This window comes from Rhodococcus sp. T2V (assembly GCF_029269925.1).
GTDB lineage: Bacteria > Actinomycetota > Actinomycetes > Mycobacteriales > Mycobacteriaceae > Rhodococcus_F > Rhodococcus_F koreensis.
The window spans coordinates 1-17,921 of the sequence record NZ_JARJBD010000143.1; the positions used below are offsets into that span (position 1 = coordinate 1).

Sequence of the window (17,921 nt, forward strand, 5' to 3'; positions counted from 1 at the left end):
CCACTCCGTGGTCTCATCCGGATCGATATCCGGCAGATACGACGCAACACCCTCATGGATGACGCGGGAGCCCGCGCGGGGGCGGTCGGCGGAGGTGGTGGTCTGTTCGAGCAAGGGATACTCCATCGTTGCGGGCGCGGGGTCGGGCGCCTGTGTGTCCGCCCGGGGTGAGGGCGGTGTGAATGACTAGGGCTTCGCGAGCGGCCATCCCGTGATCCGCTTGGGACGCGGGGGTGCGTACGTGCGCACCTTCGAGGTCGAGAGTCCCAACCCTACAAGAGATTCCGCCAACTTCACAGCGGCACTGACTCCGTCGACCACGGGAACGCCGGTGCGTTCACGGATTCGGTCGTCGAGTCCGGCCATGCCGCCGCAGCCGAGGCAGATCACCTCGGCCTTGTCTTCGCGCACAGCCGCTTCGGCCTCGTCGACGATCGCCTCGATCGTGCGTTCGGGGTCGGTTTCCAGTGCGAGGACGGGCAGACCGCTGGCGCGCACGCTCGCGCACTTGGTGTCGAGACCCGCGAGCCGGAGCCGGTCTTCGATGAGCGGCACGGTGCGGTCGAGGGTGGTGACCACGGAGTACTTGTGCCCCAGCATCATCGCGATGCTCGCGGAGGCCTCGGTGATGTCAACGACGGGGACGTCGAGCAGTTCCTGCAGACCCTCCCGGCCGTGTTCGCCGTATCCGGCCTGGATCACCGCGTCGTAGGGTTCCGGGTACGACCGCACCCGGTCCATCACCGCGATCGCGGCGAGGTAGCTCTCGAAGTTGCCTTCGACGGATTCGGCACCGATCTCCGGTGTGAGCCCGACGATCTCGGTTCCGGGTGCTGCCGCGGCCTCGGCCTGCTTGGCGATGGCGTCGGTGATGGACGTGGTGGTGTTGACGTTGACGACGAGAATACGCATCGAAATCTCCTGTCAGTGGTCGCCGTGGCCGCTGTCCACGGCGATCGACTCGCCGGACACGTCCACGTAGTGCCGGGTGCGGTCGCCGACGACGGCGTAGATGGCTGCCGCGAGACCTGCTCCGATGAACCACGAGAAGGGGGCGACGAGATGGAAGGCGGGGACGATCGCGAACAGGGTGCTGACCACGGCGGCGGGTACGAGGGCGTACACCGCTCGCAGATTGAATCCCTTGCGGTAGTAGTAGGTTCCGGTCGGGCTGTCCGAGTAGAGGGCGGGCACGTCGACCTTGGTGCGGCGGATGAACCAGTAGTCGACGAAGATGATGCCGAACAGGGGTCCGAGGACGGCGCCGAGGCCACCGAGGAAGTAGTTGATCACCACCGGGCTGTCGTAGAGGTTCCAGGGCAGCAGGACCACGCCGATGCAGGCGCTGATGATGCCGGCCTTGCGGAAGCTGATCTTCTCGGGGGCGAGGTTTGACAGGACGTACGACGGTGCGACGAAGTTCGCCATGACGTTGACGGCCATCGTGACGATGACGAGCGCGAGGCAGGCCAGCGACAGGAACAGGGTGTTCGGGATCGCCGCGACGATGTCGGTGGGGCTGTCGATGATCGTCCCGTCGATCTGGAACTGGGCGCCGCACAGGATGAACGCGATGACGGCGAACGCGAAGACGTTGACGAACAGGCCCCAGAAGTTACCGCGCACGACGGCGGTCTTCGACGGGGAGCGCCGGGAGAAGTCGCAGAAGTTGAGGATCAGGGTGCCGTAGATCGACATCCACAGCGCCGCGCCCGCGAAGACCTGCCGCCACATCTCCCCACCCGACGCGGGCTTGTCGGACGCCCAGGCGACGGAGAAGTCGGTGCGGAACAGCATCCACAGTGCCAGCGAGCCGACGGTGACCAGGATCAGCGGGCCGGCCAGGCTCTCGAATTTGCGCACGGCCTCCATCCCGTAGACGAGGACGACGATCTGGATCGCCCAGATCCCGATGAAGCAGATCCATCCGAGGCTGGACAGCCCGAGGATCGAGTTCTGGTCGAAGCGGCCGAGGGACGGCGTCACGGCGACGAGGAAGATCCGGAAGACGATCGACGCGAGGTAGGTCTGGATTCCGAACCAGACGATCGCGATGATCGCGCGGACGACCGCGGGGATCTGGGCGCCGCGGATGCCGAAGCTGATCCGGCTCATCACGGGAAAGGGCACGCCCGTCTTCTGCCCCATGAATCCGGCGTAGGTCATGGCGACGCAGACGATGACCGCGCCGATCATGAGCGACAGGATCATGTGGCCGCCGCCGAGTCCGAGCGCGAACAGGCCGATGGCGAACGAGTAGTTGGCGATGTTGTGGACGTCGTTGGTCCACAGCGTGAAGATGCTGTAGGAACCCCAGCGACGGCCTGCGGCCTTCGTCGGTGCCAGGTCCGCGTTGTAGAGTTTCGGACTCGTCGTGTGACGGCCGGCGGCGGCAGTGTGGTCGACGGTGGTGGTGTGCCGCGAGACTGTGTCGTCTATGAGCATGTGCCTGTCCTTGCGTGGCGGCGAACTAACTTCCGTATCACGGAAAGCTTGTTCCATTGGTCCCTCCAAGTGTGAGCCAGGCAACAGTGGCCGGTCAATGATTTCCGCAGGATATATCTTGGTGGCGCACTGCCCAGAACACGACAAACCCGCTGCCGCACTGGATATTTCGTTCCAGTGCAGCAGCGGGCGGGGTCGCGGCGGGGTCAGGCCAGTCCGCGGCTGAGCAGCCGTCCGCGGGGCGCCTCGTCGAGGTCGATCCGTTTTCCGGCCAGCCAGGTGCTGCGCACGACGCCGGCGAGAGCACGCCGGTCGTACGCGGACACGGGATTCTTGTGCTGCAGGGCGGCCACGTCGACGACGAAGGCCTCCTCCGGCGCGAACACCGCGAAATCCGCCGCGTACCCGAGCGCGATGTGCCCTTTCGTGTTCAGCCCGACCTGCTCGGCGGGGTTTTCCGCCATCCACCGGACCACGTCGTTCAGGGTGTGCCCGCGACGCTTGGCCTCCGACCACACCGCGGACAGCGACACCTGCAGCGAGGCGATGCCGCCCCACGCGACCCCGAAGTCGCCGATGTCGAATCGCTTGAGGTCCACCGTGCACGGGGAGTGGTCGGTGACGACGCAGTCGATCACACCGTCGGCGAGGCCCTGCCACAGCAGTTCCCGGTTCCCGGCTTCACGGATCGGCGGACAGCACTTGAATTGCGTTGCTCCCGAAGGAATTTCCTCGGAGACGAACGACAGGTAGTGCGGGCACGTCTCCACCGTGAGCTTCACGCCGTCCTTGCGGGCCGACGCGATCATCGGCAGCGCGTCGGAGCTCGACAGGTGCAGGATGTGCACCCGGCACCCCGTCCACCGGGCCAGCTCGATGACCTCCGCGATGGCGAGATTCTCGGCCCCCCGCGGCCGCGAGTCGAGGAAGTCGGCATAGTTCTCGCCGCCCGGTGACGTCGCGCGGTCGATCGCGTGTGCGTCCTCCGCGTGCACGATCATCATCGCGCCGAAACTCGCGATCTCCTTCAGCGCCAGTTCGAGCTCCGCCGGATCCAACGGCGGGAACTCGTCGACACCGGAGTGCAGGAGGAAGCACTTGAACCCGAACACGCCCGCGTCGTGCAGGGCACGCAGGTCCGGGACGTTGCCCGGCACGGCGCCTCCCCAGAACCCGACGTCGACGTACGCCTGATCGGACGCGACCCGCCGTTTGACGTCCAGGGCCGCGGCGTCGACGGTCGGCGGGATGCTGTTGAGCGGCATGTCGACGATCGTGGTCACCCCGCCTGCGGCCGCGGCGCGGGTCGCGCTCGCGAAACCCTCCCATTCGGTGCGGCCCGGCTCGTTGACGTGCACGTGGGTGTCGACGAGACCGGGAATCAGCACCTCGTCGTCGCCCAGTTCGACGACGACCTCGGCGTCGAGTTCGGCCCCGTACGGTTCGATGACGACGATCCGGCCGTCGCGCACGCCCACACTGCGCGCGACCTCCCCGGCCGCGGTGATCACCCGCGGGGCACGGAACAGCAGATCGAGCGGATCAGACATCGTCGTCACGACCTGCGCCGGCGACACCGCGCACCGCTGCCGCCACGGCCGGGGCGACAGCCGCGTCGAACACGCTCGGCACGATGTAGGTGGGGTTGAGCTCCGACGGCGACACCGAATCGGAGATCGCCCGGGCGGCGGCGATGAGCATGTCGTCGGTGATCTCGACGGCGTGGGCGTCGAGCAGACCCCGGAACACGCCCGGGAACGCGAGCACGTTGTTGATCTGGTTCGGGAAGTCGGACCGGCCGGTCGCGACGACGGCGGCATGCTTGCCCGCCGCGACAGGATCGACCTCGGGCACCGGGTTGGCGAGCGCGAAGACGACCGATCGCTCCGCCATCGTCTCGATGTCGCTGCCCGTCAGGATGTCCGGTGCCGACACACCGATGAACACGTCGGCACCGGCGAGGGCGTCCTGCAGCGACCCGGACCGGGCCTCGGGATTGGTGTTGTTCGCGATCCAGGAGCGGAACGAGTCGGACGTGTCGTCGGGCGAGAGGATTCCGTTCCGACCGCACGCCACGATGTTCGTCGCCCCCTGCGCGACCAGCAGGCGGATGATCGCGTGCCCGGCGGCGCCGACACCGGAGACCACGATCTTCACCGTGTCGAGGCTCTTCTCGACCACCCGCAGCGCATTGGTGAGTGCGGCGAGGACGACGATGGCCGTGCCGTGCTGGTCGTCGTGGAACACCGGGATGTCCAGCATGTCGCGGAGCCGGGCCTCGATCTCGAAGCAGCGCGGGGCGGAGATGTCCTCCAGGTTGATTCCGCCGTACACCGGGGCGAGCGCCCGGACGATCTCGACGATCGCGTCCGTGTCCTGGGTGTCCAGGCACACCGGCCACGCGTCGACGTCCGCGAACTGCTTGAACAGGGCCGCCTTGCCCTCCATCACCGGAATCGACGCGGCGGCACCGATGTTGCCCAGCCCCAGCACCGCCGAACCGTCGGAGACGACCGCCACGGTGTTGCGCTTGATCGTCAGCCGGCGTACGTCCTCGGGGTTCTCGGCGATCGCGGTGCAGACCCGGGCGACACCGGGGGTGTACGCGCGGGACAGGTCGTCGCGGTGCTTGAGCGGAACCTTCGGCACCACTTCGAGTTTCCCGCCGAGGTGGAGCAGGAACGTGCGGTCGCTGACCTTGCCCACCACGACGCCGGGCACGTCCGCGATCGCGGACGCGATCTGCTCGGCGTGCTCGACGTCGGACGCGTCGCAGGTCACGTCGATGACCATGTGGTCGGGGTGGCTCTCGACCACGTCCAGCGCGGTCATGGCGCCCTTCACGGAGGCCACCGCCCCTGCGAGGGTCGACGTGGTGCCTGCGCCGACCGGGGCCGTGACGCGAACGGTGATGGAATAGCCGGGACTGGGGTTGGGCATGGGTGTTCCTCGGGTTCGTCGAAGGAGTAGGAAGTGCGCTCGGTCAGCGGGGCGCCTGGTCGGCGACGAGCGCCTGATGGGTCTGCGGAAGCGCGTCCCACCAGGTGCGTCGCGTCTCCGCCAGTGCCGTCTCGTCGAGATCGCCGAACAGCCGCAGCCGGGACAGGCCACCGTCGGGGTAGACGTCGAGTCGCAGGTGGGTGGCCGCGGCGGCGGCGTCCAGAACGAACCGGTGCCGGGTGTCGGGCTGCACGGCGGTGCGTGGCAGCAGTTCCGTCCACGCACCCTCGTCCGCGATGTCGGCGGTGCGCGCGTCGGCGGTGCTCAGCCGCACCCAGCCCGGCGCGTTCCCGACGTAGTAGCTGGTGTCGATCTCGACGTGCCGGGGGCGACCGGCCGCCGCGAGCGAGAACACGGCGAAGTCGTTGCCGCCCCCGCGACGCCGGGAATTCTCCCAGCCCTCCCCCATGTTCCGGGCCCGGCCGGGAAGGATGATGTTCGCGGGCGACGCGTAGAACGCGTCGGAGCAGCCGACGAGGCGGCCACCGTTCTCCGCAGCCAGCAGGTCCACGGTCCCGTCCAGGAACCGGGGGTCGGGCACGACCTCACCGTGTACACGCAGACGCGCGACGCCGCCGTCGGGGTAGATCGACAGCCGCACGTGCGTCCACCGGTGCCGGTCGGCGACCGCGTACGTGTTCTCCTTGTGTCCCTCGGCCGGGGACTTCTCGACGATGGTCTGCCAGTCCGCCTTCATGACGTCCTCGATGGACGGATAGCCCTCGATCGACGCCGCCTCGATGGAGACGAAGGGCGGATAGTTTCCCTTGAAGTGCGCGGTGTCCACGACGACGCCGTGGATGATGCCGGCGGAACCGAGGCGGACGATCGCGTAGTCGTGGCCGTCGTCGCGGCGGCGGCGGGTCTCCCAGCCGTCGTAGACCTTGCCCTTGTGCCCGAAGTCCGCGGGGTCGAAGAATGGGGCCTCCGCCTTGATGAGGTTCTCCCGCTGTGCGAACAGTTCGTCGTTGGCGGCGGAGACGCTCCCGCCGAGGGCTCGCGAGGCGAGGTCGGGCAGGGCGGTGAAATCGGAAGTCATGATTCTCCTCGTGTGCTGAGTGTTGCGAGTTCGTCGGACGATGCGGCGATCGTGCGGCCGATCCGGCGCAGGAGTTCCGCGGCATGTCCGATCGATCGGTGAAGGTCCGGTTCCAGGTCCGCGAGCGCGTAGGCCGCAGAGATGCCGGAGCCGTGTAATTGTGTGTCGCTGAGCTGGTTTCGGCCGCATACGGCGAGGACAGGGATTCCCGCCCTCCGCGCCTCGGTCGCGACGCCGATCGGGGCCTTGCCGTGCAGGCTCTGCTCGTCCAGCGACCCCTCGCCGGTGATGACGAGGTCGGCGGCGGCGAGTCGCCCGCGGAAGTCGACGAGGCCGAGGACGGTGTCGATGCCGGGCCGGAGGTTTGCACCGAGAACCGAGATCGCGCCGAACGCCGCCCCGCCTGCGGCGCCCGCCCCCGCGGCCCGGCTGTCGTCGCGGCCCGTCGCGGCGCGCACGACCTGCGCCCACCGGGTCATCGCGTCCTCCAGAACGACGAGTTGTCCGGCCGCTGCGCCTTTCTGGCCCGCGTACACGGCGGTGGCGCCGATCGGGCCGAGGAGCGGGTTGTCGACGTCGCAGGCGAGCCGGAAGTGCGCCGCCCGCGCCGCCGGGTGCAGGCCGGTGAGGTCGACCCGGGCGGCGTGGCGCAGTGCCGCCCCGCCCGGTGCGATGTCCCTGCCCTCGGCGTCGAGAACACGCACGCCGAGAGCCTGCACCAAGCCGGCACCGCCGTCGGTTGACGCGCTGCCCCCGAGACCGACGATGATCTCGCGGGCTCCCCCCTCCAGTGCGTGCCTGACGACGGTGCCGAGTCCGAATGTACTGGCACCCAGTGGGTCCGGAGCACCGCCGGGGAGCAGGACCAGGCCCACCGCCGACGCCAGCTCCACCACCGCGGTCGAACCACGCACCGCGTACGACGAGGTCACGGGCAGCCCCGTCGGTCCCGTCGTGTCGACCGGCACCTGGGTCCATCCCGCGGCAACGGCGGCCGCGACCGTGCCGTCGCCGCCGTCCGCCACCGGAACGCGATCGATCACCCAGGACGGTGCACCGGCGACGAGCCCGTCGGCGAGAGCCTCCGCGACCTCCGCCGCGGTGAGGGACCCCTTGAACTTGTCGGGTGCGACCAGTACACGCGTCACGGTGTCCCCTAGTCCAGCAGCATGAGGGCCGTGGGGGCGTGCTCCCAGCTCTCCGCCAGATCCTCGAACTCCGCGACGTTGTCGAGTTCGGTGCCCATCGCGATGTTGGTGACGCGCTCGAGGAAGACCTCGACCACCACCGGGACCTTGTGCTCGCGGGCGAGTTCACGGGCCTTTTCGAGGGCGCCGGCGATCTCGCCGGGCTCGGTGACCCGCAGCGCCTTGCAGCCCAGCCCCTCGGCGACCTTGACGTGGTCGACGCCGTACCCCTTCGGCACCGCGGGCAGCGTCTCGTGCTCGCTCCGCTCCTGGGTGTTGATGTTGTCGAAGCCCAGTTGCACGCAGAAGTCCATGTCGAACGCGCGCTGGGCCTGACGGATCAGCCCCAGGTAGGAGTTGTTCACCACCACGTGGATGTACGGCAGGTTGAACTGCGCGCCCACCGCCAGTTCTTCGATCATGAACTGGAAGTCGTAGTCGCCCGACAGCGCCACCACCGACGTGTCCGGTTCGGCCGCGACCGTTCCCAGTGCCGCCGGGATGGTCCAGCCGAGCGGGCCCGCCTGCCCGCAGTTGATCCAGTTGCGGGCCTTGTACACGTGCAGGAACTGGCCGCCGGCGATCTGCGAGAGACCGATCGTGCTGACGTACCTCGTGTCGCGGCCGAAGACGCGGTTCATCTCCTCGTACACCCGTTGCGGTTTGACGGGCACGTCGTCGAAGTGAGTCTTGCGTTGCATGGTCCGCTTCCGGGTGGCGCAGTCCTCCACCCAGGTGCTGCGGTCCGCCAGCGTTCCGGCGGCCTTGCGCTCCTTCGCGACGGCGACGAACAGTTCCAGCGCCGCCTTGGCGTCGGAGACGATCCCGTAGTCGGGTGCGAACACGCGACCGATCTGGGTGGGCTCGATGTCGACGTGAACGAACTTGCGTCCCTTGCGGTAGGTGTCGAGGCCGCCCGTGTGCCGGTTGGCCCAGCGGTTGCCGATGCCGAGGACGAAGTCGGACGCCAGCATGGTGGCGTTGCCGTACCGGTGCGCGGTCTGCAGTCCGACCATGCCGGCGGCGAGACGGTGATCGTCCGGGATCGTGCCCCAGCCCATCAGCGTCGGCACCACCGGAACGTCCAGCAGTTCGGCCAGTTCCACGAGCAGGTCCGCGGCGTCGGCGTTGATGATGCCGCCGCCCGCGACGATCAGCGGGCGCTCGGCGGCACCCAGCATGTCGAGTGCCTTCTCCGCCTGCGCACGGGACGCGGCCGGCTTGTACACGGGCAGCGGCTGGTACGTGTCGGGATCGAAGTCGATCTCCGCCAACTGCACGTCGATCGGCAGGTCGATGAGCACCGGTCCCGGCCTACCGGACCGCATGAGGTGAAATGCCTGCGCGAACGCTCCCGGAACCTGCGCCGGCTCGAGCACCGTCATCGCCATCTTCGTGACCGGACCTGCAATCGACGCGATGTCGACGGCCTGGAAGTCTTCCTTGTGCAGGCGCGCGACCGGAGCCTGCCCGGTGATCGCGAGGATCGGGATCGAGTCCGCCATCGCCGAGTACAGGCCGGTGATCATGTCGGTGCCTGCGGGCCCGGAGGTGCCGATGCAGACCCCGATGTTCCCGGCCTTGGCCCGGGTGAATCCCTCGGCCATGTGCGAGGCACCCTCGACGTGGCGGGCGAGGACGTGCTTGATCCCGCCGTGGTCACGCATAGCCGAGTAGAACGGGTTGATCGCCGCACCGGGGAGGCCGAACGCCTGGGTGGCGCCTTCGAGTTCCAGAATCTTGACCGCTGCGTCAGCGGCGCGCATACGAGGCATATCACTTCTCCATCGAGGATTACGAGTTGAAACGGGTCACTGGGAGGGGCGGCCGGACAGCCGCTCCACTCCACGCAGCAGTCCCGAATGGTCCAGGCCGCCATCACCGTTCGCACGGGCGGAGGCCATCAGCTGGGCGACGACGGCGCCGAGCGGTGTCACGACACCGGCCTCACGGGCGGCGCTGGTCACGATGCCGAGGTCCTTGTGGTGCAGGTCGATGCGGAATCCGGGTTCGAACGACCGGTCCAGCATCTTCTGCGCCTTCTGGTTGAGGACGGCCGATCCGGCCAGCCCGCCACCGAGCACCTCCACGGCGGCCGCGGTGTCGACACCGTAGGCCTCGAGGAAGATGATCGCCTCGGCGAGGAGTTGGATGTTGCCGGCGACGATCAGCTGGTTCGCGGCCTTCACCGTCTGCCCGGAGCCGTTCGGGCCCACGTGGACGACGGTCTTCCCGACGACGTCGAGGATCGGCTTCGCGACGGCGAAGTCCTCGTCCTTGCCACCGACCATGATCGACAGGGCCGCGTTCTTCGCGCCTGCCTCACCGCCCGAGACCGGGGCGTCGATCAGCCGGAAGCCACGCTCGGCCGCCTGCGCGGCGAGTGCGGTGGTGACGTCGGGCCGGATGCTGGAAAAGTCGATGATCAGGGCGCCGGCCGGGGCGTGCGCGAACACACCGTCCTCACCGGCGAGTACGGCCTGGACGTCGGGCGAGTCGGGGACCATCACGGCCACGACGTCGGCACCGGCGACGGCCTTGGCGATGGAGTCGGCCGCGGTGCCTCCGGCCTCGACGAGTGCCGCGGTGCGCTCGGGCGAGCGGTTGTATCCGACCACCTGGTGGCCGGCCTTGGTGAGATGAACGGCCATGGGGCTGCCCATGATTCCGAGTCCGATGAATGCGATTGTGCTCACGAGTCTCCTCGATTCCGTCGAAATATGGTGGTGGGTGTCAGCGGCCGGCACGGGTCGCGCGCTGCTCGCGGGGCAGCCAGTCGAACGTGTCCGGCCGCGTCGCCTTGTATTCGAGGCCGACGTAGCCGCGATAACCGTGTCCGGCCAGTCGCTTCAGGTGGCCGTCGATGTCGAGGGTTCCGGTGCCGGGTTCGCCGCGTCCCGGCGCGTCCGCGATCTGCACGTGCCCGATCCGGTCGGCGTACGTGTCGATCGCGGCGCCGACATCGTCGCCGTTGACCTCGAGGTGGTAGAGGTCCGCGAGGAGCCGGAGCGAATCGACACCGTGCTCGGCCTTCACCCGGTCGATCACGGCGATCGCCTCGGCCGCGGTCTTCAGCGGGTACGCCGGTGTGCCACTGACCGGTTCGACGAGCACGACCGCACCGATACGATCTGCTGCCTTGCCCGCCTGGGCGAGGTTCTCGGTGGCCGTGTCGTCCTGAATCTTCGGATCCGTGCCGTCGATACGATTACCATACAGGGCGTTGAAAGCTTTGGTGCCCAGCCGTTCTCCGATTCCGACGGTGACGTCGATGTTGTCGCGGAACGCCGACACCTGCGCCAGGTCGGACAGCAGTCCGCGATCCCCGGCCGGCATGTTGCCCGCAGCGAAGTTCAATCCGGTGAGCTGCACTCCGGCGCTCTCGATCGCGGCCACGAAGGCGTCGACGTCGCTGTCCTTCGGTACGGCGGTGTCGAACGGCCACCAGAATTCGACGGCGTCGAATCCGGCGTCCCGGGCGGCCTGCGGGCGCTGCAGGAGCGGCACGTCGGTGAGCAGGATCGAGCAGTTCAGGGTGTAGGCAATGGTGTCCATCGGCTGTTCTTTCGCTTTCGGGGTGTTCAGGAGACGGTGGTGTTGTCGGGCTCGGGCAGGCCGCGGTAGCGTCGCCAGCCGCCGTGATCGGTGATCTCGGTGAGCTCACCGGCCTTGCTCTCGAGCAGACCCGGTCGCAGCCCCACCGCGAGAACCGAACGGCCGTCGGACAGTTCGATCACGGTGAGCTCGAGTTCCTCGGGCTCCTCGGGGAGGAAGTCGGTGCGGATGTCGCCGATCGGAACGTCGTAGAGTTCGCCCTCGATCGAGGCGCCTCCGGTCTCCGCCAGGAGAAGGGCAGGGAATTCGTCGCGTACGGAGAAGAATCGGTAGTTCGGCGCGGTCCGTACCGTGCCGAGGAACGTGTGCGCAGACACGTTGTGATGCAGGTTTCCGCCACGCATCGCTCCACCGTTGCAGAACAATTCGGCCATCTTGTCAGCTCCTTCTTCCGTGGGCAGTTGCCGTCGTTTCAGGCTTGTCTGCCAGTTCGATCGCGACCTGAAGCAGTGCTTCGCGGAGTCGCTTGGTGTTGGCGTCCAGTCCTTCGCGCACCAGGTCCTGGGTGACCGGCCACGGGGTGTCGCTGATGACGTCGTGATCGGTGACCAGGGCGATGCAGGTGTAGGACATGCCGAGTTCCCGGGCCAGTGCAGCTTCGGGATACGGGGTCATGCTGATCAGGTCCCAGCCCTGGGCCGCGTACCAGCGGGATTCGGCGCGAGTCGAGAACCGGGGGCCGCGGATCGCGACCATCACGCCGCCGTCGTTGACGACCCAGCCGCTCCTGCGGAGCGTCGAGACCACCGCCTGCCGCCCGCGGACGCAGAACGGGTCCGCGAAGGAGATGTGGACGTCGTCGTCGTGGAACGTGTCGTCGGTGCGGCCGGTGCGGTCGACCAACTGGTCGGGGACGACGACCGATCCGACACCGATCGCCGGTCGCAGCGAGCCGGAGGGGGTGGGAGCGAGGATGGTCCGGACGCCCAGGCTGTGCAGTGCCCAGATGTTGGCGCGGGCGTTGATCCGGTGCGGCGGGATGTTGCGGTGCCGCCCGGTGCGGGTCAGGTAGGCGAGCCGGCGGCCCCCGGAGGATCCCAGGACGATGTTGTCGGAGGTGGGACCGTACGGGGTGTCGACCGAGACCTGCTCGGCGTCGTCGAGCAGACCGTGATAACCCCAGGTACCGAGGAGCCCGACAGTGGGCTGGGTGTCAGGCATGGTGGTTCACCGTTCCTTCCGGGGTCCTGTTCACGGTCAGCGATTCGGGCTTCTCGATCACCGGCTGGGCCGGTGTGGTCGCGAGGTGTTCGTGCCCGGGGTGCGGGTGGGCGACGACGTCGTCCGGGTCGTCGGGCGTGATCGTCCCGTCGAGAACCGCCCGCATCTTGTCCTTGTCGAGCAGGCCCTCCCAGTTCGCGACCACGAACGTGGCCATGCAGTTGCCGAACAGGTTGGTGAAGACCCGCATGGAGTCCATCAACCGGTCGGCGCCCAGGAGCAGCGCGACTGCGGCCACGGGGAAGGCGCCGATCGCGGCGGCGGTGGCCGAGAGTGCGACGAACGCGGAGCCCGGCACGCCTGCCATGCCCTTCGAGCTGAGGATGAGGATGCCCATGATGGCGAGCTGCTCCCCGAATCCGAGGTCGACGCCCACCGCCTGCGCGAGGAACATCATCGCGAGTGACAGGTAGATGGCGGCACCGTCGAGGTTGAACGAGTAGCCGGTGGGAATCACCAGTCCGACGACGGCGCGGTCGCAGCCCGCGTTGTCGAGCTTCTTGATGATGCGGGGCATGACGGCCTCGGACGACCCCGTACCCAGCGCGAGCATGAACTCTTCCCGGCAGTATTTGACGAACTTCCAGGGATTGACGCCGGTCAGGAGCCTGACCACGGTGGCGAGGACGACGATGAAGAACAGGGCCGCGCCATACGCCGCGAGCACCAGGATCCCGAAGGACTTGAGCGAACCGGCACCGTAGTTGCCGACGGTGTAGGCCATCGCACCGAACGCGCCGAGCGGCGCCAGGTACATGATGTAGCCGACGATGCGGAAGATGACGTGCAGCGACTGGTCGATCACGTCCATCAGGACCGGCGGGGCGGACTCGCTGTAGGACGCGAGAGCGACGCCGAAGAGGATCGAGAACAGCAGCACCTGGAGCAGGCTGTTCGTGGCGAACGCGTCGAACACGCTGGTCGGGATGATGTGCATGACGAACTCGACGCCGCCGGGCATGTGACCGCCCTGCGTCTTCTCGTCCAGCGCGGAGGTGTCCAGCGTGGACGGGTCGATGTTCAGGCCACTGCCGGGCTGCACGAGGTTGCCGACCAGCAGGCCGAGCCCCAGCGCGCAGATGGTCGCGCCCATGAACCAGAGCAGTGCTTTGGCGCCGATCTGGCCGAGCGCCTTCATGCTGCCGACCTTCGCGATGCCGGTGACGATCACCAGGAAGATCAGTGGGGCGACCACCATCTTGATGAGCTTGATGAAGCCCTCGCCCAGTGGGGCCAGGTGATGCGAAAACTCGGGGAACAGGATGCCGGTGGTGATGCCCAGGGCAATTCCGATCAGGACCTGGACGAACAGCGATCTGTACCAACGCTGCTTCTTGGGTTTTGCAGCGATTTCGACTTCAGACACGGGGCCCTCCCTCGGGGCTTGGTGTTTTCCATATTATGGAAGTTGTATTTCGTATCTCGATATAGTGAACGCCGTCACACCGTGTTTTGTCAACCGATGTAGTGAAGGAATCGGCGCGATCCACCACAACCGCGCTATCGTCATACGGAGCGCCCTTTCCGCCTGACGGAAAGAAAGGGGCTCCCGGGGAGGCACCCCGAGGCAGTCAGAGGATGGAGCCAGACATGACGAACGGTCAGAACGCGGCCGGCGGCGTGCAGTCGGTCGAGCGTGCATTCGACATACTCGAGATCATGGCGAGCGCCGGCGGGTCCATCGGCGTCAGCGAACTCGCCGAACTGGCCGGACTCCCCCTCCCGACGATCCACCGGCTCATCCGCACACTGATGAACCGCGGGTACGTGCGGCAACTGCCCACCCGCCGGTACGCGCTCGGCCCCAAGCTCATTCGGCTCGGCGAGAGCGCCACGCAACTGATCGGCGCGTGGTCGCGACCGCACCTGTCCGAACTGGTGCGAGGCACCGGCGAGACCGCGAACATGGCCGTCCTCGACGGCACCATGGCCGTCTACGTCGCGCAGGTGCCGTCCGAACACGCGATGCGCATGTTCACCGAGGTCGGCCGCCGTGTGTACCCGCACTGCACCGGTGTCGGCAAGGCCATCCTCATGCAATTGTCGAACGACGCCGTGCGCTCACTGGTCGGCCGCACCGGCATGACGACCTACACCGAGAACTCCCTGACCGACCCCGACCTGCTGATCGCCGATCTGGAACTGAGCAGGAACCGCGGATTCGCCATCGACGAGGGCGAGCAGGAGATCGGCGTCCGCTGCTTCTCGGTGCCGGTGCCGAACGCCCCGACGCCTACCGCCATCTCCGTCTCCGGGCCCGCGGCCCGCGTCACCCTCGAGTCGGCCGACCACATCGTGCCGCTGCTCAAGCGCGTCGCGAAGGAACTCGGCACCGAGTTCGACAAGAACGCGGCTCTCTAGGCGCACCCTTCCATCAACAAAGGTTGACGAGGTTCGTCTCATCAACTTAAGTTGATGCCTGTGGGTGACGATCCGAACCCGGCCACCGCGTTCGCTGCCGTCGTCGCGCTGCGGCGGCAGGCCGATCAGCTCGAGCGTGACGCCGTCGCCGACGCACTGTCCGCCGGCTGGACGTGGGCGGACATCGGTCAGGCGCTCGGCGTCTCTGGTCAGGCGGCGCACAAACGCCTCGGCCCGGGGCGATCCGCCGACAAGAAGACGAGGGGACCACGATGACATTCACCCGGGCCTGGCGTGACATGCGCTCGATGAAGACCCTGTTCTCTGAAACGGAGGCCGAAGCCGACCGGCTCGGCGACCGCGAGCCCGGCCTCGAGCACCTGCTCCTCGCGTCGTTCGCGCTGCCGGACGGAACAACGAGCCGGGTGTTCGACCGTCTCGGATCGAACCGGGACGCGCTGCGCGAGGCGATCATTCACGTGCACGGCGAAGCCCTCGCGGCGGCAGGCATGACCGACACGGGCGCTGCCACCAGCGCGCTCAGCCGCCCCCGCACCGGTCCGCTGCGGCTGACCGAACCGGCCCAGGGCGCGTTCCGCAACGCGGTGGCTCTCGCGAAGTCGGAACGCAGACCGATCGTCGGCGCCGACATCGTCGCGGCCGTGGCCACGATCACCCACGGCACCGCGGCGCGGGCACTGGAATCGCTGGGGCTCGTCCGGTCCGCAGTCGTCGACGCCGCGCGGTCGGAGCCGGCACGATGACCGGACAGCCCAGGATCGGTGTTCGCCGTCTGCGCGGATAGGCTCGACACGTGGTTCTTCCCAGCGCGACTTCGGTGTCACCGGCAGATGTTCTCGGTTCGATGCGGGACGTCATCGACGGTCCCCTGCCCGACATCGCCGTCCGCTTCTCCAAGTTCCTCGCCGACATCTGGCCGCACACCGCGCTGGTGATCTTCACCCGGGAATGCACGGGGCGTCCCCGCAAGGTCAGCGGCGACCCCGCGGTGGTCGAACGGGTCACCATCGCCGAATTGGACGCGTTGCGCACCCGCATGACGGAAGGCACGCCGTTCGACGACCAGACCGTGGTGGCCGGCTCGAAGCGGAGGGTGTGGGCACTGCTGGACGCGACCGGAACCCTCCTCCTCGTTCTGCCGAAGCCGCGGCAGCAGATCCGGGAGGTCCCCCTGGTCGCGGGCGCCTTCGGTGTCGTCGCCGTGTCGATCCGGCATCAGGTCGCGCAGGCCAGCCCGGCGTACCTGGCGGAGTCGCGGGCCGCGTCGAGCGAGCGGGCCAGGACCATCGTGGAGTTGACGGACCTGCACGCCGCGACACTCGAATCCATCCTGTCGACACTGCGGTCCAAGGACCTCGACGACCGTCGGTCGCGGATCACGGCGAGCGAGACGGCGTCGTCGGCGCTGATCACTCTGCGGTCGGCGGGTGAGTCCGACCGCATCCTCGCGGAGGAAGCGGTCACCACGGCGTTCGCCCGGTTGCAGGGCGAACTGCGACCGCTGCTCCAGCACCGGCCCGTGCGGGTCGACTACGTCGATCCGCCGGTGGACGGTCGCGCGCTGCCCGGTGAGGTGGCCAGCGCCGCGCGGGCGGTCGTGCGCAGCGCCGTCCTGGCGTTCGCGACCCAGTCCACCCTCGAGCGCATCCGCATCGCCTGGGACTGCGACGGCTCCAACCTCCTGGTCGAGGTCCGCGACGACGCCGAGGGCGGGCTCGACACCGACGCACTGGTGCGGCAACTCTCCGGCCGGGTGCACACGCTCGGTGGCCGGATCGACGTCGAGTCGGTCGACGGGTGGGGGTCCCGGGTGGCGGTCGCGATCCCCCTCGACGTCCCCGCGGCCCGACCGGACGAACAGCAACTCGGCGACCTCAACCCCCGCGAACTCGAGGTCCTCGGCCACCTGGCCACCGGTAAGAGGAACAAGGCGATCGCCGACAGCCTCGGCATCAGCGAGAGCACGGTCAAGTTCCACGTCGCCGGGGTACTGAAGAAACTCGGGGTGGCGTCCCGGGGCGAGGCGGGCGCGATCGCCCTCGAGGCCGGCGTCCGCGCCGACACCACCGGCCGGCACTGACCCCAGGTGAGTGGCACGGTGTGCGGGAGCACGCGGTGCCACTCACGTCAGGTGATGCGGTCCGGGTGGGTGTAGAGGTTCATGGTGGTGCCGCGGAGGAACCCGATCAGGGTCAGGCCGGTGTCGTGGGCGAGGTCGATCGCCAGCGACGACGGCGCGGACACCGCCGCGAGGATCGGGATCCCGGCCATCACCGCCTTCTGCGCCAACTCGAACGACGCCCGACCCGACACCAGCAGCACCGTCCCGCGCAGCGGCACCCGGTCCTGCTCGGTGGCCCACCCGATCAGCTTGTCGACCGCGTTGTGCCGGCCGACGTCCTCCCTGACCGCGAGCAGTTCCCCGGACCGGGTGAACAACCCCGCCGCATGCAGACCCCCGGTCGTGTCGAACACCTTCTGCGCCGCCCGCAACCGATCCGGCAACTCCGCGATCGTCGCCGCCTCCACCCGCACCGTGTCCGCCGCCGGGGAATGCCGGGTGCGCTGCCGGATCGCATCGAGCGACGCCTTCCCACACACCCCACACGAGGAGGTGGTGTAGAAATTGCGTTCGATCCCCATGTCGGGGAGGAACACCCCCGGCGCCAGATCCACGTCGAGGACGTTGTACGTGTTGCGGCCGTGCTCGTCGACGCTGTTGCAGTACCGGATCGACGCGACATCACCGCGCCCGGCGATGATGCCCTCGGTCAGCAGAAACCCCTGCGCCAACTCGACATCCGAGCCCGGGGTCCGCATCGTCACCGCCAGCGGTGTCCCGTTCACCCGGATCTCGAGGGGTTCCTCCACCACGACGGTGTCCGGCCGGGTCGAGTGCCGGGTGTCGGTGATCCGGGTGACCGGGGTCCGGGTCGTCACCCGCCCCACCGGTCAGCCCCGCTTCTCGAGGCGGATCGTGACCGCCTTCGACACCGGCGTGTTCGACTTGCGCGCGACGTGATCGAGCGGGA

At 68.2% G+C, this 17,921-nt stretch carries 17 protein-coding genes; 4 read left to right on the plus strand and 13 right to left on the minus strand.

The window, feature by feature from the left end:
* Window positions 1-186: 186 nt before the first annotated feature.
* The 12 genes from P3H15_RS49820 to P3H15_RS49875 form a co-directional block, all read right to left on the minus strand.
* The gene (locus P3H15_RS49820) at window positions 187-912 is read right to left on the minus strand and encodes an aspartate/glutamate racemase family protein (protein ID WP_206009349.1); all 726 of its coding nucleotides are present in this window, start codon (window positions 910-912) and stop codon (window positions 187-189) included.
* Between the two features lie 12 nt (window positions 913-924).
* On the minus strand, window positions 925-2,445 hold the full coding sequence (locus P3H15_RS49825) for an NCS1 family nucleobase:cation symporter-1 (protein ID WP_276144111.1): 1,521 nt from the start codon (window positions 2,443-2,445) through the stop codon (window positions 925-927).
* 206 nt (window positions 2,446-2,651) lie between these two features.
* On the minus strand, window positions 2,652-3,995 hold the full coding sequence (gene allB, locus P3H15_RS49830; RefSeq protein ID WP_276144112.1) for an allantoinase AllB: 1,344 nt from the start codon (window positions 3,993-3,995) through the stop codon (window positions 2,652-2,654).
* Window positions 3,988-5,385 (minus strand): NAD-dependent malic enzyme, encoded by a 1,398-nt coding sequence (locus P3H15_RS49835; protein WP_276144113.1) that lies wholly within the window; start codon window positions 5,383-5,385, stop codon window positions 3,988-3,990. Before P3H15_RS49835 ends, allB begins: the two co-directional genes overlap by 8 nt.
* Window positions 5,386-5,428: 43 nt before the next feature.
* A complete protein-coding gene (gene alc, locus P3H15_RS49840; RefSeq protein ID WP_206013486.1) occupies window positions 5,429-6,484 on the minus strand; it encodes an allantoicase in 1,056 nt (351 codons plus the stop codon).
* A complete protein-coding gene (locus P3H15_RS49845) occupies window positions 6,481-7,632 on the minus strand; it encodes a glycerate kinase (RefSeq protein ID WP_276144114.1) in 1,152 nt (383 codons plus the stop codon). Before P3H15_RS49845 ends, alc begins: the two co-directional genes overlap by 4 nt.
* A gap of 8 nt (window positions 7,633-7,640) precedes the next feature.
* Window positions 7,641-9,446: a glyoxylate carboligase gene (gene gcl / locus P3H15_RS49850; RefSeq protein ID WP_276144115.1), complete on the minus strand. Its 1,806-nt coding sequence runs from the start codon at window positions 9,444-9,446 to the stop codon at window positions 7,641-7,643.
* Window positions 9,447-9,482: 36 nt separating this feature from the next.
* Window positions 9,483-10,367, minus strand: coding sequence for a 2-hydroxy-3-oxopropionate reductase (locus tag P3H15_RS49855; protein WP_276144116.1), 885 nt, complete (start codon window positions 10,365-10,367; stop codon window positions 9,483-9,485).
* Window positions 10,368-10,404: 37 nt separating this feature from the next.
* Window positions 10,405-11,226, minus strand: a complete 822-nt coding sequence (locus P3H15_RS49860; protein WP_276144117.1) for a hydroxypyruvate isomerase family protein — start codon at window positions 11,224-11,226, stop codon at window positions 10,405-10,407.
* Window positions 11,227-11,252: 26 nt separating this feature from the next.
* Window positions 11,253-11,660: a gamma-glutamylcyclotransferase gene (locus P3H15_RS49865; protein ID WP_276144118.1), complete on the minus strand. Its 408-nt coding sequence runs from the start codon at window positions 11,658-11,660 to the stop codon at window positions 11,253-11,255.
* Window positions 11,661-11,664: 4 nt separating this feature from the next.
* Entirely contained in the window at window positions 11,665-12,447 is a 783-nt protein-coding gene (locus tag P3H15_RS49870) for an MTAP family purine nucleoside phosphorylase (protein ID WP_072950998.1), read from the minus strand.
* On the minus strand, window positions 12,440-13,873 hold the full coding sequence (locus tag P3H15_RS49875) for a cation:dicarboxylate symporter family transporter (protein ID WP_276144119.1): 1,434 nt from the start codon (window positions 13,871-13,873) through the stop codon (window positions 12,440-12,442). The genes P3H15_RS49870 and P3H15_RS49875 overlap by 8 nt, the downstream gene beginning before the upstream one ends.
* Window positions 13,874-14,097: 224 nt before the next feature.
* Between P3H15_RS49875 and P3H15_RS49880 the strand changes: the two genes are divergently transcribed.
* The 4 genes from P3H15_RS49880 to P3H15_RS49895 all read left to right on the plus strand — a co-directional run bounded on the left by P3H15_RS49880 (window position 14,098) and on the right by P3H15_RS49895 (window position 16,969).
* Complete coding sequence (locus P3H15_RS49880; RefSeq protein WP_072950995.1) at window positions 14,098-14,868, plus strand: IclR family transcriptional regulator; 771 nt, start codon at window positions 14,098-14,100, stop codon at window positions 14,866-14,868.
* A gap of 60 nt (window positions 14,869-14,928) precedes the next feature.
* On the plus strand, window positions 14,929-15,144 hold the full coding sequence (locus P3H15_RS49885) for a hypothetical protein (RefSeq protein WP_276144122.1): 216 nt from the start codon (window positions 14,929-14,931) through the stop codon (window positions 15,142-15,144).
* Window positions 15,141-15,632: a Clp protease N-terminal domain-containing protein gene (locus P3H15_RS49890; RefSeq protein ID WP_276144120.1), complete on the plus strand. Its 492-nt coding sequence runs from the start codon at window positions 15,141-15,143 to the stop codon at window positions 15,630-15,632. The genes P3H15_RS49885 and P3H15_RS49890 overlap by 4 nt, the downstream gene beginning before the upstream one ends.
* 101 nt (window positions 15,633-15,733) lie before the next feature.
* Window positions 15,734-16,969, plus strand: a complete 1,236-nt coding sequence (locus P3H15_RS49895; RefSeq protein WP_276144123.1) for a LuxR C-terminal-related transcriptional regulator — start codon at window positions 15,734-15,736, stop codon at window positions 16,967-16,969.
* A 47-nt stretch (window positions 16,970-17,016) separates the two neighbouring features.
* Here the strand turns inward: P3H15_RS49895 and fdhD are convergent, their stop codons facing one another.
* Window positions 17,017-17,838 carry a formate dehydrogenase accessory sulfurtransferase FdhD gene (fdhD, locus tag P3H15_RS49900; protein ID WP_276144121.1) on the minus strand — a complete coding sequence of 274 codons (822 nt, stop codon included), beginning with the start codon at window positions 17,836-17,838 and terminating at the stop codon, window positions 17,017-17,019.
* Window positions 17,839-17,921: the final 83 nt, after the last annotated feature.

Coding starts and splice junctions, on each gene's coding strand:
- alc (WP_206013486.1), bottom strand. CDS start 6,484: ATGACTTCCGATTTCACCGCCCTGCCCGACCTCGCCTCGCGAGCCCTC.
- P3H15_RS49880 (WP_072950995.1), top strand. CDS start 14,098: ATGACGAACGGTCAGAACGCGGCCGGCGGCGTGCAGTCGGTCGAGCGT.
- P3H15_RS49890 (WP_276144120.1), top strand. CDS start 15,141: ATGACATTCACCCGGGCCTGGCGTGACATGCGCTCGATGAAGACCCTG.
- P3H15_RS49870 (WP_072950998.1), bottom strand. CDS start 12,447: ATGCCTGACACCCAGCCCACTGTCGGGCTCCTCGGTACCTGGGGTTAT.
- P3H15_RS49865 (WP_276144118.1), bottom strand. CDS start 11,660: ATGGCCGAATTGTTCTGCAACGGTGGAGCGATGCGTGGCGGAAACCTG.
- P3H15_RS49820 (WP_206009349.1), bottom strand. CDS start 912: ATGCGTATTCTCGTCGTCAACGTCAACACCACCACGTCCATCACCGAC.
- gcl (WP_276144115.1), bottom strand. CDS start 9,446: ATGCCTCGTATGCGCGCCGCTGACGCAGCGGTCAAGATTCTGGAACTC.
- P3H15_RS49860 (WP_276144117.1), bottom strand. CDS start 11,226: ATGGACACCATTGCCTACACCCTGAACTGCTCGATCCTGCTCACCGAC.
- allB (WP_276144112.1), bottom strand. CDS start 3,995: ATGTCTGATCCGCTCGATCTGCTGTTCCGTGCCCCGCGGGTGATCACC.
- P3H15_RS49895 (WP_276144123.1), top strand. CDS start 15,734: ATGCGGGACGTCATCGACGGTCCCCTGCCCGACATCGCCGTCCGCTTC.
- P3H15_RS49835 (WP_276144113.1), bottom strand. CDS start 5,385: ATGCCCAACCCCAGTCCCGGCTATTCCATCACCGTTCGCGTCACGGCC.
- P3H15_RS49825 (WP_276144111.1), bottom strand. CDS start 2,445: ATGCTCATAGACGACACAGTCTCGCGGCACACCACCACCGTCGACCAC.